14 protein-coding genes are annotated in these 11,482 nt (G+C 63.1%); 8 read left to right on the top strand and 6 right to left on the bottom strand.

Going from position 1 to position 11,482, the window contains the following annotated elements; all coding sequences use genetic code 11:
* Positions 1 to 12 precede the first annotated feature (12 nt).
* On the bottom strand, positions 13 to 1,317 hold the full coding sequence (locus tag AC3WJU_RS18420; protein ID WP_492260539.1) for an alpha-hydroxy acid oxidase: 1,305 nt from the start codon (positions 1,315 to 1,317) through the stop codon (positions 13 to 15).
* A 79-nt stretch (positions 1,318 to 1,396) separates the two neighbouring features.
* Here AC3WJU_RS18420 and AC3WJU_RS18415 point away from each other — a divergent pair, with 79 nt between their 5' ends.
* Positions 1,397 to 2,101, top strand: coding sequence for a FadR/GntR family transcriptional regulator (locus tag AC3WJU_RS18415; RefSeq protein ID WP_306959206.1), 705 nt, complete (start codon positions 1,397 to 1,399; stop codon positions 2,099 to 2,101).
* Here AC3WJU_RS18415 and AC3WJU_RS18410 read toward each other — a convergent pair.
* Positions 2,091 to 3,104, bottom strand: coding sequence for a LacI family DNA-binding transcriptional regulator (locus AC3WJU_RS18410; RefSeq protein ID WP_284990089.1), 1,014 nt, complete (start codon positions 3,102 to 3,104; stop codon positions 2,091 to 2,093). The two genes, AC3WJU_RS18415 and AC3WJU_RS18410, sit on opposite strands and share 11 nt — an antisense overlap.
* Before the next feature lie 324 nt (positions 3,105 to 3,428).
* Between AC3WJU_RS18410 and AC3WJU_RS18405 the strand changes: the two genes are divergently transcribed.
* The 3 genes from AC3WJU_RS18405 (at position 3,429) to AC3WJU_RS18395 (ending at position 5,214) form a co-directional block, all read left to right on the top strand.
* Positions 3,429 to 4,571 (top strand): 3-deoxy-7-phosphoheptulonate synthase, encoded by a 1,143-nt coding sequence (locus tag AC3WJU_RS18405; RefSeq protein ID WP_332602655.1) that lies wholly within the window; start codon positions 3,429 to 3,431, stop codon positions 4,569 to 4,571.
* 158 nt (positions 4,572 to 4,729) lie between these two features.
* Entirely contained in the window at positions 4,730 to 4,942 is a 213-nt protein-coding gene (locus AC3WJU_RS18400; protein ID WP_059389516.1) for a helix-turn-helix domain-containing protein, read from the top strand.
* A 173-nt stretch (positions 4,943 to 5,115) separates the two neighbouring features.
* Positions 5,116 to 5,214 carry a 30S ribosomal protein bS22 gene (locus AC3WJU_RS18395; protein WP_003792170.1) on the top strand — a complete coding sequence of 33 codons (99 nt, stop codon included), beginning with the start codon at positions 5,116 to 5,118 and terminating at the stop codon, positions 5,212 to 5,214.
* Between the two features lie 268 nt (positions 5,215 to 5,482).
* Here the strand turns inward: AC3WJU_RS18395 and AC3WJU_RS18390 are convergent, their stop codons facing one another.
* Entirely contained in the window at positions 5,483 to 6,301 is an 819-nt protein-coding gene (locus tag AC3WJU_RS18390; protein ID WP_284990086.1) for an HAD family hydrolase, read from the bottom strand.
* A 77-nt stretch (positions 6,302 to 6,378) separates the two neighbouring features.
* On the opposite strand from AC3WJU_RS18390, the gene AC3WJU_RS18385 reads away from it, so the two are divergent.
* Both AC3WJU_RS18385 and AC3WJU_RS18380 read left to right on the top strand, forming a co-directional pair.
* Positions 6,379 to 6,633 carry a glutaredoxin family protein gene (locus AC3WJU_RS18385; protein ID WP_059389517.1) on the top strand — a complete coding sequence of 85 codons (255 nt, stop codon included), beginning with the start codon at positions 6,379 to 6,381 and terminating at the stop codon, positions 6,631 to 6,633.
* A gap of 51 nt (positions 6,634 to 6,684) precedes the next feature.
* The gene (locus tag AC3WJU_RS18380; protein WP_059389518.1) at positions 6,685 to 7,392 is read left to right on the top strand and encodes a redox-sensing transcriptional repressor Rex; all 708 of its coding nucleotides are present in this window, start codon (positions 6,685 to 6,687) and stop codon (positions 7,390 to 7,392) included.
* Positions 7,393 to 7,438: 46 nt separating this feature from the next.
* Here AC3WJU_RS18380 and AC3WJU_RS18375 read toward each other — a convergent pair whose 3' ends face one another.
* The 3 genes from AC3WJU_RS18375 to AC3WJU_RS18365 form a co-directional block, all read right to left on the bottom strand.
* Entirely contained in the window at positions 7,439 to 8,290 is an 852-nt protein-coding gene (locus tag AC3WJU_RS18375) for a hypothetical protein (RefSeq protein ID WP_492260538.1), read from the bottom strand.
* 243 nt (positions 8,291 to 8,533) lie between these two features.
* Positions 8,534 to 9,208, bottom strand: coding sequence for a hypothetical protein (locus AC3WJU_RS18370; protein ID WP_492260537.1), 675 nt, complete (start codon positions 9,206 to 9,208; stop codon positions 8,534 to 8,536).
* A gap of 199 nt (positions 9,209 to 9,407) precedes the next feature.
* Positions 9,408 to 9,956, bottom strand: a complete 549-nt coding sequence (locus tag AC3WJU_RS18365; RefSeq protein WP_284990081.1) for a YceI family protein — start codon at positions 9,954 to 9,956, stop codon at positions 9,408 to 9,410.
* Positions 9,957 to 10,159: 203 nt separating this feature from the next.
* Here AC3WJU_RS18365 and AC3WJU_RS18360 point away from each other — a divergent pair, with 203 nt between their 5' ends.
* Together AC3WJU_RS18360 and AC3WJU_RS18355 are read left to right on the top strand one after the other, a co-directional pair.
* Complete coding sequence (locus tag AC3WJU_RS18360) at positions 10,160 to 10,822, top strand: histidine phosphatase family protein (protein ID WP_332602657.1); 663 nt, start codon at positions 10,160 to 10,162, stop codon at positions 10,820 to 10,822.
* A gap of 2 nt (positions 10,823 to 10,824) precedes the next feature.
* Entirely contained in the window at positions 10,825 to 11,475 is a 651-nt protein-coding gene (locus tag AC3WJU_RS18355) for a TlpA family protein disulfide reductase (protein ID WP_113990710.1), read from the top strand.
* Positions 11,476 to 11,482 lie beyond the last annotated feature (7 nt).

Below are 11,482 nucleotides of genomic sequence, written 5' to 3'. Positions count from 1 at the left end.
CACCCGCCCGACCTAGTGCTGCAGCAGACGCACGTGGTCCGGGGTGAGTTCCGAAATCTTCGTGACTCCGAGCAGGGCCATGGTGCGGGCCATGTCCTTCTCCAGGATCTGGATGGTGCGGTCCACGCCTGCGCGCCCGCCTGCCATGAGCCCGTAGAGGTAGGCGCGGCCGATCAACGTGAAGTCGGCACCGAGGGCCAGGGCCGCCACGATGTCGGCGCCGCTCATGATGCCCGTGTCCAGGATGACGGCCGCGTCGCTGTTGTCCGCCTTCAGCGCCGCGGAGACCTCCGGAACGAGGTGCAGCGGAATCGGTGCCCGGTCCAGTTGGCGCCCGCCGTGGTTGGAGATCACGACGCCGTCCGCGCCGTGGTCCACCACCTTGCGGGCATCGTCCACCGTCTGGATGCCCTTGACTACCAGCTTGCCCTTCCAGGTTTCGCGGAGCCAGTCGAGGTCGTCGAAGGTCAGGGTGGGGTCGAACATGGAGTTGATGAGGTCGGCCACGGTTCCGGTGTAGCGGGAGAGCGAGGCGAAGGTTAGCGGCTCGTGCGTGAGGAAGTTGAACCACCAGGCGGGCCTGTACGAGGCATCCAGGACGGTCTTTACGGTGAGCGCCGGCGGAATGGTCATGCCGTTGCGGACGTCCCGCAGCCGGGCGCCGGCGACGGCAGTGTCCACCGTGACCATGAGGGTGTCGTTTCCGGCCTTGGCGGCGCGCTCGATCAATTCCAGGGAACGGTCCCGGTCCGTCCAGAGGTAGAGCTGGAACCAGTTGCGGCCGTTCGGAGCCGCAGCGGCCACGTCCTCGATGGACGCCGTGCCCATCGTGGACAGCGTGTATGGAATGCCCGCTGCTTCGGCTGCCTGCGAGCCCGCGTACTCACCCTCGGACTGCATCATGCGGGTAAATCCCGTGGGTGCGATGCCGAACGGAAGCCGGGATTCCTTGCCCAGGATCCCGGTCCTGAGGTCGATGTTGGAGACGTCGCGCAGGATCCCCGGCCGGAACTCGATGTCCTGGAAAGCCTGGCGGGCCCGGCGAAGGGTGATCTCCGCCTCCGCTGCACCGTCCGTGTAGTCGAACGGCGCCTGGGGAGTGCGCCGCTTGGCCATGTCCCGCAGTTCCCAAATGGTGGATGCACGGCGCAGCTTCGCCGCGTTGCTGAACTCGGGCTTCTTGAACTTCATGAGCGGCGCCAAGTCTGAGTACTTGGGAACCCGCCGCTTCAGTGCAGCAGGACGCCCGACGGCGGAGGATACGTTCGCGGGCACCTCAAGGGAAGGGGCGTTGCTTGGCTGGACGGTCTGCGTCATGATGCTGTCTCCCGTGGACTTGTGTGGTTAGACCACACTCTATGCCATGTGGTCCAACCACATCAACTACTATTTATCCATGCGAACGCACGAGCTCGTCCTGAGTTGGATCGAAAAGCAATTGTCCGACGGGCATTTGGTGCTTGGTGGACGGCTTCCCGCCGAGCGGGCGCTGGCCGAACAGTTGGAAGTTTCACGGACCTCGGTCCGCGAAGCAATCCGGATCCTGGAAGCCATGGGCTTGGTGCGGGCAGGCGTCGGCTCCGGCAAGGACGCCGGGACGGTGGTTATCGCGGAACCGGCCACGGCGCTCGGGTCAGCGCTCCGCCTCCACGTGGCCACACAGCATTTGCCCGTCGCCGACATCGTGGAAACACGGGTCCTGCTCGAATCATGGGCGGTGTCGCGCGCCAAGGCCGACGCCCCCGAACTCAACGAAGCAGCCAGGCTCCTGGACGAGATGGACCTGAGTGCCGCCGTCGACGACTTCCTCGCACTGGACGTCGCCTTCCACCTGGCGCTGGCGGAAGCCGCAGGAAATGCCGTGGTGAGCACCATCATGGGCTCGCTCCGTGAAGCGATCGAGGGGTACGCCGCGGCGCTCACGGCGAACCTGCCGGATTGGGATCGCACCGCCGATCGCCTGCGGTCCGAGCACCGCGCCATTTTGGCGGCAGTGAACGACGGCGACGGCGGCCGGGCGGCGACGCTCGTGGCCGCGCACATCGAGGGGTACTACCGGGAAGCCGGGCTGGGGAAGGCCCCTGAGGAAACTAGGCCTTGACGGGTCCGGTGCTTCCCCTGAGCTCAATCCGCGGCGGGAAGTAGTTCGTGGGGGAGGCGGCGTCGTTGGTCTGGATCTGCTCCCGCATGCGGCGCCACGCAAGGTCCCCGAGGTCGGAAATCGGTACAGCCGCAGTGGTCAGCGGAGGCATGGTGTACCGGGCGAACGGCATGTCATCGAAACCCGTGAGGGACAAGTCCTCCGGCACGCGGATCCCGCGCTCGCTGAGTCCGCTCAAGAGGCCCATCGCCGCGACGTCGTTGAAGACAAGGATGCCGGTGGCGCCGCAGGCGGCGACGGCATCGCTCGACTCGAATCCGGCGTCGAACGTGTTCCCTCCGGGAATGAACTGCAGTTCGACATCCGGGAATTCGGCCGTAAACTTCTCGAGCCCACGGAGGCGCTGCACGTTGGACGCACTGCGGTCCGGTCCCGTCAGGTAGGCCAGTTTGCGGTGGCCCAATTCCACCAAGTGGGCGGCAAGCTCCTGGATGCCTTGGCCGTAGTCCACTACGAGGCTGGGAGTCGGCACCGACTCGGTGGTGCGGTTGATGAGGACCAGGGGATAGAGCGTGGGGGCGAGTTCTTCCAGGTCGGCGTCGCTCATGCGGGGGGCGCAAAGAACGACGCCGTCGCATCGCCTCCGGGCTTCCCCTGCGAGGATCGCTTCTTCGCTGGAAACTTCGGACGAGTCGGCGATCAACACGCGGTAGCCGTCGCGGGCGGCGGCAATACTCAGCCCGCGAAGGATGGCCTGGAAAGTGGGGTTGGACAGGTCCGGCACCACGATTCCGATAGTGTCCGTTTTCCCCAGGGCCAGGCTTCGGCCTACCGGGTTCGGCTTGTACTTCAGCTCGGAAGCGGCTGCGCGCACGCGGGCGGCAATGTCCGCGTCCACGGTTGTGTTTCCGTTCATGACGCGGGAAACCGTGGCATGCGAAACGCCGGCCATGGATGCCACATCTGCGATGCCCACCCGCCGGGTGTTCCTTCTGCCTGGCATGCTTTCCTTCCTGGAGCTGATGCCGCCCGGTGCCAATGCTGCGGCGACGTGTGTTCTGAGGTGAAGTTTATAGTGAGTGAGGAAACGGTTTCCCTTGATGTCGTTGCATTTCGATTTGCGGGAATCCGGAGCCTGCCGCTATGGTTTCGCTATGACTAACCGTTGGTATGCGTATTTTTCGTTGGCTCTGGAGGGGCCCGCGTCTAACTGACACGCATCCAACTTTCCTTCAGAGCCAACAGGGCAGAGATCATTCTCTGCCCTTCGCCATTTCCAGGCGGGCTCTGAGTAGGGTCCGCTCCTCTCCGGAACAGGACCCCTTTCATGACCAGCATCGCCGCAGAGCCCACCACACTAAATGCCGACGTCGAAAATCCCGGCGCGCAGTCGACGTCGAACTTGCGCGTCAGCCGCTTCGAGCCGCTCCCCACGCCGCAGGAAATCAGCGCGGAACTGCCGCTGGACGCTAAGGCCTCCGCCGTCGTCGAGCGCGGACGCGACGGAGTCCGCGCCATCATGGACGGCGTGGACGATCGCCTCCTGGTGATCGTGGGACCGTGCTCCATCCACGATCCGAAGGCCGGCCTGGAATACGCGCGCAGGCTGGTCAGCCAGGCGGAGAAGCACAAGGAAGACCTGCTCATCGTCATGCGGGCCTACTTCGAGAAGCCGCGCACCACGGTCGGCTGGAAGGGCCTCATCAACGATCCCCACTTGGACGGCAGCCACGACATCGCGGCTGGACTCCGTGCTGCCCGTGGATTCCTCCAGCAAGTCACGGCCCTGGGCCTGCCGACGGCCACCGAGTTCCTGGAACCCATCAGCCCGCAATACATGGCCGACCTCGTGGCGTGGGGCGCCATCGGTGCGCGGACCACCGAGAGCCAGATCCACCGCCAGCTCGCCTCCGGACTGTCCATGCCGATCGGTTTCAAGAACGGGACCGACGGCGACCTCCAAGTCGCGATCGATGCCTGCGGCGCCTCTGCGGCATCCCAGGCGTTCCTGGGGATCGACGGCGAGGGCCGCGCCGCCCTCGTGGCGACCTCGGGCAACCCGGACACCCATGTGATCCTGCGCGGCGGCCGCAAGGGACCGAACTACGCCGCGGACCAGGTTGCCGCTGCCTCGGAGAAGCTCTCGGCAAAGGGCTTGAACCCGCGGCTCATCGTTGACGCGAGCCATGCCAACAGTGGCAAGAGCCACCACCGCCAGGCCGAAGTCGCCTTGGAGATCGGCGCGCAGTTGGAAGATGACGTTGCTTCGCCGATCGCCGGCGTCATGCTGGAGAGCTTCCTTGTCGGTGGGGCGCAGAACCTGGATGTGGAGCGGCAGTCGGCCGGCGAACAAGAGCTGGTGTACGGCCAGAGCGTCACCGACGCCTGCATGGAATGGGACGTCACGGTGTCCGTCCTGAACCAGTTGGCGGCCTCGGCCCGAAAGCGTCGCATAGCTGCTTCCAACTAAGTGAAACCTAGTCTCCACTTGGACGAAAGACTTTCACTTTGGTACCAGCAGCCTCTAGAGTATCTAGCACATGGTTGTTTGATGGCTCAGCATCGGCACACCAGGTAATGAATGCTGGGGTTCGCCGCTAACCGCTGAGAGCAAAGGAATATGGAGAAATGTCCGCAGAGACTAACTTCTCGAACGCGCGTTTCATGACAGTGGCTGAAGTTGCCGAAGTCCTCCGGGTTTCCAAAATGACCGTGTACCGTCTGGTCCACTCGGGAGAATTGCCGGCCGTCCGATTTGGACGATCATTCCGGGTCCCCGAAGATGCCGTGAGCCAGTACCTCAAGGGCGCGGTCGTCGACGGACACTCAGAGACGGCCTGAGCCCCGCTTGGTCCCCTCAAGGGCCAGCGGTCATTGGGTGCCCCCGATAAGCGGTACCCTGTTAAGGAACGTTTTACGTCATTGTAAGAATCTGTCAGTTGTAAAGTCTGTTGCTCAGTTCAAGGACCTCACCCAGCAGACAGAATCTCAATCTAGTTTGGTAAGGAACTTACGTGGGTTCAGTTATTAAGAAGCGCCGCAAGCGTATGGCCAAGAAGAAGCACCGCAAACTGCTTCGCAAGACCCGCCACCAGCGTCGCAATAAGAAGTAGAGATACTTCCTACAGCGTGAATGCCCGTTGCCTCTCAAGGCGGCGGGCATTTTTGCGTCCGTCCCCGATGACGCTCGCTCACATATGAGTGCTTTTCCCCGGACCCTCGCTCACGTATGTCGGCCGTTTCGACAACGCTCGCTCCCGTATGTGGGCACATGCCGGAATGAGGTCGTCACATCATGTGAGCGAGGGTTACCGGGGAGGCGGGTATATGTCAGCGAGGGTTGCCGGGGAGGCGGGTATATGTGAGCGAGGGTTGCCGGGGTTAGGCCCTCGGGCTGCGGAATTTGGAGAAGCCCCGCCACAAGCCGTAGACGGCGCCTCCGACGGTCGCGGCCTTGAGGCCGAGCGTGGCTGCCCGGCGGCCGGAACGGAAGTCGTAAACAGGCCAGTTGTTCTCCCGCGCGTGGCGGCGAAGCCCGGCGTCGGGATTGATGCACACGGGGTGGCCCACCAACGTGAGCAGCGGGATATCGTTATGCGAATCGCTGTACGCCCAGCAGCGCTTCAGGTCCAGGCCTTCTTCGTCTGCTACGCGCTGCACGGCCACGGCCTTGGCTGGCCCGTGGAGGATCTCGCCCACCAACCGGCCGGTGTAAGCGCCATCTTCAACCTCACCCACGGTACCCAGGGCGCCGGTCAGGCCGAGCCGCGTGGAAATGACGGTGGCAACTTCGATGGGCGTGGCGGTGACGAGCCAGACCTTCCGGCCAACACGCAGGTGCTGTTCCGCCAGGGCCTTGGTACCGGGCCAGATCCGCGACTCGATCATCTCGTCGTAGACCTCTTCGCCCAGTTCCTTGATATCGGACACCTTGATGCCGGCCGCGAGGATCAGCGCGGAATCCCGGACGGAATGGACGTCCTCCATCTTTTCGCCCCGGAGCACGAACTTGAACTGCTTCCAGGCAAAGCCCGCGGCTTGGGAGAGCGTGAAGGCCCTGCGTTCATACATCTTCCGGGCAACGTGGAAGAGGCTGGCACCCTTCATGAGGGTGTTGTCGACGTCGAAGAATGCGGCTTCGCCGTGTTGCTGCGTTGCAGCCGGCGCGGTGGCCACAACGGCGTTCTTCTCGACGGGCATGCCTCGAGTCTAGTCAATCGTCCGGCCCCCTGCCGTTCGCGACTGCCGTGACGACGCTGAAGCGATACCGTTGAACCATGCCAAATCCCGACGTCGTACTCCTCACCAAAGCTGACTGCCACCTTTGCGCCGCGGCGCGGGACGCCGTTGAACGCGTGACCTCAAGCCTTGGGCTCACGTGGACCGAACAGTCAATCGACACTGACCCGGCACTGCGCGAGCGCTACGCCGAGGAGATCCCGGTGGTATTCGTGGACGGAATCCAGCGGGATTTCTGGAAAATCGATGAGGCACGATTGGTGCGGGTCCTGAAGAAGGCCATCGCCGCCTGAACATGCGTGCAGAGCTTTGTTGGCAATAGAGTGGGAAAACAAAGCGACGCAATGGAGAAGAACGTGACTGCGCTGGAACCGTCCGCCGAGGCTGTACCCGGGGACAAGGAGTCTGCCGCGAAGCAGATACCGCCCGCGGCTGTGGCCCGGATGACGCTTTACCTGCGCGCTCTGAACTCCCTGCTCGGTGAAGGCGTGGAACGGGTTTCCTCCGAGGCGTTGGCTGAGGCGTCCGGAGTCAGTTCGTCCACCTTGCGCAAAGACCTCTCCTACGTCGGCTCCTACGGAACGCGTGGCGTCGGGTACGAGGTCCAATACCTGAGCCGGCACATCGCGGCGGCGCTCGGCCTGACCCACGACTGGAAAGTGGCCATTGTGGGCGCCGGCAACCTGGGCAAGGCCTTGGCACGGTACGGCGGCTTCGAGTCGCGCGGTTTCGACGTGGTGGCGATCCTCGACGCCGATCCCATGATTATCGGGAATGAGGTCGGCTGGCTGCGGGTCAGCGACGCCGCCAATCTTGAAACGGTCCTTCAGCGGACCGGAACCAACATGGTTGTCCTGGCCCTCCCGGCCGCGGTGGCACAAGGCGTCTGCGACCGCGTGATCAGCGCGGGTATCCGCAGCATCCTCAGCTTTGCCCCGGTGCTGCTGCAAGTTCCTCCGTACGTGAATCTGCGCAAAGTGGACATGGCCACTGAGCTCCAGATCCTGGCGTATCACGCACAACGGGCACAGACCCCGGGCCAGGCCATTTAGGCCGGACCGGGTCTGCACCCGTTGTTTTGGTTTTAGCGTCTAGCGCCTAGCGGCCGTACGGCGCCTGGCCGTAAGGGTTCGCGAACGGCTGGGCTTTCCGGAAGTACGGCGCCGAGGCCGGCAAATAGAGCATCACGATCGCGGCGATGCCCAAGAGGATGGTGATGGTGCCCATGCCGATCTGGGTCAGGCCCAGCAGGGAAATTCCAGCGAAGACCGTGCCCAGGATGCGGGCCCAGTTCTTCCCCTTCCGGACATTGAACGCAACCAATGCGTAGAGCCCGGCAAAGATCACCGAGAAGATAACCAGGAACGTGATCGCAATGCCGATGAAGGTGCTTGTGTCTATGCCTGAAGCGTTGCTTCCTTGCGCCGACAGGGCCTGGTTGAACATGTTCTTGCCTGCCGGCGAGTTCAGCGTAGCGATAGTGAAGGGAATGCCGATCAAGGTCAGTACCCCTGCGGCAATCATCAGCCAGAAGGAGATGTTGACCAACTGCGGGACTCCGGACGTCGCAGCGGGCTGCTGGCTCGGCCAAGTGACGGGGCCGCCCTGCCCGTACTGCGGGACGGAAGGCTGCCCGTACTGCGGCTCCTGCCCGTACTGCGGGACGGAAGGCTGCCCGTACTGCGGCTGCTGCCCGTACTGGGGAGCCTGTTGTCCATACTGGGGTGCGGACGGCTGCCCGTACTGGGGAGCCTGTTGCCCGTACTGGGGTGCGGACGGCTGCTGGGGCGCCTGCTGGCCGTACTGCGGAGCCGAAGGCTGCCCGAACTGAGGAGCTTGTTGGCCGTATTGCGGCGGCTGACCCTGCTGGGGTGTCTGCTGGCCGTATTTCGGCTCCTCAGGGGTGGGATTCTCGCCCGGAGTGGACGGCGGGTACGGAGGGGTGCTCATGGCATTCCTTTGCGTGTCGACTGCAGATACGGCTGCCGGGTGCAACGTGCCCCGCCCCCAGCTCGGCTTAATTCCACCGTACCCCGACGGCACAGCGCTGGTGATGATTCACGGGAAGAATTCTCGCTGAACAAGCTTCGGCGGAGCTCCCGTGAATCCTGCATGGACAAAGGGAAGGCCGCGGGGTCCTTCCGGGACCGGCCGCGGCCTTCAGCTATGAAATTCCGGCTTGTAACGGGTTGGCTAGACGGCGCCCTTCACTGACTTGAACCACGCCTGCGAATTGGGCAGCCACATCAGGACCGTTGCAATGAGGCTGATGACGAAGCTGAACCAGTTGTTGCTCTGTCCATTTGCCATCGCTCCGCCCACGATCGAGAGGATCAGGGAAATTCCCGCAATGACGGTCAGTGCGAGGCGGGCCCACTCCTTGCCTTCCTTCATCTTCATCGCGAAGACGATTTGGGCGGCCGCCACAACCAGCGCTATCAGTACCAGAAGGAGGACGACGACGGCGATTGCCGGCGCGAGCGTGAAGAGCACAATGGAGCCGAAGAGGCCGAGCAAGCCACCCAGGAGGGCCAGGAGTCCGCCAATGAGCCAGATCCAGTAGGAGACCTTCAACTCTATGGGCATTCCGGTGACTTTGAACATGCCGGAAAAACCGCCCTTGGGAAGGACATCGTTGAAGTTCTTCGGACCGTCGGTAGGCATCTCGAAGTGGAAACCTTCTCCCTGTCCGGGTTGGCCTTGCTGCTGGTATCCGGGAGCGGGCTGCTGGTAAGAGGGAGGCGCTTGGTAAGAAGGAGGTGCTTGGTATCCCTGCGGAGGCTGGTAACCCGCAGGAGGGACATTGCCGGGCTGCGGTGGCTGGGCTCCGGGCTGCTGAGGCTGAGGAGCTTCGTTTGGGTTACTCATGGCATCACTTTAGACCTGAGGTTTAAGGATTCATAGGAAATTCTTGGCTAATTCGCCGCTAAGTATCGGCTTTTACCCGAACGATAGGCGGGTGACACCGCGAGCAAAAAATGGCGCCTCCTGGGCTGCGCACGCGATCGTGTGCAGCCCCGAAGGCGCCTTTCAGTCCGTTAGCCCGGGGGATTGGGAACCTGGTGGATTAGGCGGCAGGTGCGATGAAGGCCAGTTCGAGGTTAATGACAACCTTGTCGCTGACCAGGACGCCACCGGCCTCGAGCACTGCGTTCCAGGTGAGGCCGAAGTCCTTGCGGCTGATGGTGGTCTCACCGGAAACGCCTGCGCGGGTGTTGCCGAACGGGTCAACGGCTACGCCGTTGAACTCGGTTTCGATGGTGACCTCTTTGGAGACGCCCTTGATGGTCAGATCGCCCACGAGGTCGAAGCTGTCGCCGTTGGCCTTGACGTGGCGTGAGACGAAAGTGATTTCCGGGAACTTCTCCACATCGAAGAAGTCCTCGCCCTTGACGTGGCCGTCGCGGTTGGCGTCGCCGGAGTCGAAGCTGGCGGTCTGGATGCTTGCGGCGACCTTGGAGTCGGCCAGGCTGCCGCCGAGTTCAAGGGTGGCTTCTGCCTCGGTGAACTGGCCGCGGACCTTGCTGATGCCTGCGTGGCGGACGGTGAAGCCGATCTCGCTGTGCGAGTTGTCGAGGGTCCAGACGCCGGTGGTGACGTTTGCGGGAAGAGTCATGGGGTTCTCCTTGGGAAGGTGTGATCGTAGCTTCATCGGTCGTTCGGCCGTACTTAGTTGAAGTGTCAACCGAACCTTGTGTCAAGTATAAACATGCAAATGCATCTTTTATTCCACCTTCAGGGAACATTCTGAAGAAACTTTCAGTTCTACGAAACGTAGAAGATTTCAGATCGCCCGCCTTCTTTGAGAAACTGGTAAACATGCCCCAAGCAACTGTCCATCTGCTCCGCCATGGCGAGGTCTACAATCCCGACGGCATTCTGTACGGCAGACTGCCCGAATTTCACCTCTCCGAACGCGGCCGCGAGATGGCCAAGATGCTTGCGGACCACTTCGCTGCCCGCGTCGCGCAGGGGGCGAACATCGTCTACCTTGTCGCCTCGCCGTTGACCCGCGCGCAGGAAACCGCCCTTCCCACTTCCCAGGCGTTGGACCTCCAGATCCACACGGAACCGCGGATCATCGAGGCGGAGAACCACTTCGAAGGGCTCAAGGCCCACCTCTCCGAATTCATCAAGCCCAAGCATTGGCGTGAGTACCGCAACCCCTTGCGTCCGTCCTGGGGCGAGTCGTACCAGGACCAGGTCGCCCGGATGCGTGCCGCCGTCGAGGACGCCCGGCTGAAGGCAATCGAACTCGGCGGCGATGGCGCCGAAGCCATCCTCGTCAGCCACCAGCTTCCCATCTACGCCACGCGCCTCAGCGCGGAGGGCCGGCCCCTGTGGCACGATCCGCGCAAACGCGAGTGCACGCTGACGTCGCTGACTTCCCTGGTGTTCGACGGCGGCAAGGTTGCGCGGGTGGAGTACAGCGAACCCGCCGCCGTGCTGCTGCCCGGTGCCGCGAAGACGCCCGGAGCATGACCATGGACCGCGATACCACCAGCCGCAAGACCAGCGGCCAGAAAATCAACGCAGCCTTGACCTCACGCCGCAGCTTCCTCGCTGTCGGTGGTGTGGCACTCTCTGCATTGACCATGGGCTTGTCCGCCTGTGCCCAGGAAGACGCCCTGGCCCAGCAAGCCAAAGCCGGCGACAACAAGAACTACGTCGCCGGGGACGGCTCGGTGACGGAATTCGCCAAAGCCGACCGTAAGGCCGCCGTCGGGATCAAGGGCACGTTGTTCGACGGAACTGCCGTGACTCCGCAGGACCTGGTCGGCAAGGTGACCGTCCTCAACTTCTGGTTCGCCGCGTGCGCGCCGTGCCGGGTTGAAGCGCCGATTCTTGAGGAACTGCACCAGGAGTTCAAGAGCAAAGGTGTCCAGTTCTACGGTGTGAACCTCCGGGACGAGAAGGCTACGGCCGACGCCTTCGACCAGACGTTCAAGCTCACGTACCCCAGCTTCAATGACAAAGACGGCGCAGTGCTCCTGTCTGTCTCCGGCATTGTGCCCCCGGGTGCGGTGCCCACCACGCTCGTCCTGGACAAAGAAGGCAAGGTTGCCGCCCGCGTCCTGGGCGAGATCGAGAAGAGCACCCTCAAGGCCCTCATCACCACCGCGGTTGCCGAGTAGGTGGCCC

The organism is Arthrobacter sp. FW306-1B-F12A (assembly GCF_058781865.1).
Note: the sequence above shows the minus strand (reverse complement) of the source record. Positions and strands in the feature narration are given on the sequence as shown.

Coding starts and splice junctions, on each gene's coding strand:
- AC3WJU_RS18420 (WP_492260539.1), bottom strand. CDS start 1,317: ATGACGCAGACCGTCCAGCCAAGCAACGCCCCTTCCCTTGAGGTGCCC.
- AC3WJU_RS18415 (WP_306959206.1), top strand. CDS start 1,397: ATGCGAACGCACGAGCTCGTCCTGAGTTGGATCGAAAAGCAATTGTCC.
- AC3WJU_RS18410 (WP_284990089.1), bottom strand. CDS start 3,104: ATGCCAGGCAGAAGGAACACCCGGCGGGTGGGCATCGCAGATGTGGCA.
- AC3WJU_RS18405 (WP_332602655.1), top strand. CDS start 3,429: ATGACCAGCATCGCCGCAGAGCCCACCACACTAAATGCCGACGTCGAA.
- AC3WJU_RS18400 (WP_059389516.1), top strand. CDS start 4,730: ATGTCCGCAGAGACTAACTTCTCGAACGCGCGTTTCATGACAGTGGCT.
- AC3WJU_RS18390 (WP_284990086.1), bottom strand. CDS start 6,301: ATGCCCGTCGAGAAGAACGCCGTTGTGGCCACCGCGCCGGCTGCAACG.
- AC3WJU_RS18385 (WP_059389517.1), top strand. CDS start 6,379: ATGCCAAATCCCGACGTCGTACTCCTCACCAAAGCTGACTGCCACCTT.
- AC3WJU_RS18380 (WP_059389518.1), top strand. CDS start 6,685: ATGGAGAAGAACGTGACTGCGCTGGAACCGTCCGCCGAGGCTGTACCC.
- AC3WJU_RS18375 (WP_492260538.1), bottom strand. CDS start 8,290: ATGAGCACCCCTCCGTACCCGCCGTCCACTCCGGGCGAGAATCCCACC.
- AC3WJU_RS18370 (WP_492260537.1), bottom strand. CDS start 9,208: ATGAGTAACCCAAACGAAGCTCCTCAGCCTCAGCAGCCCGGAGCCCAG.
- AC3WJU_RS18365 (WP_284990081.1), bottom strand. CDS start 9,956: ATGACTCTTCCCGCAAACGTCACCACCGGCGTCTGGACCCTCGACAAC.
- AC3WJU_RS18360 (WP_332602657.1), top strand. CDS start 10,160: ATGCCCCAAGCAACTGTCCATCTGCTCCGCCATGGCGAGGTCTACAAT.
- AC3WJU_RS18355 (WP_113990710.1), top strand. CDS start 10,825: ATGGACCGCGATACCACCAGCCGCAAGACCAGCGGCCAGAAAATCAAC.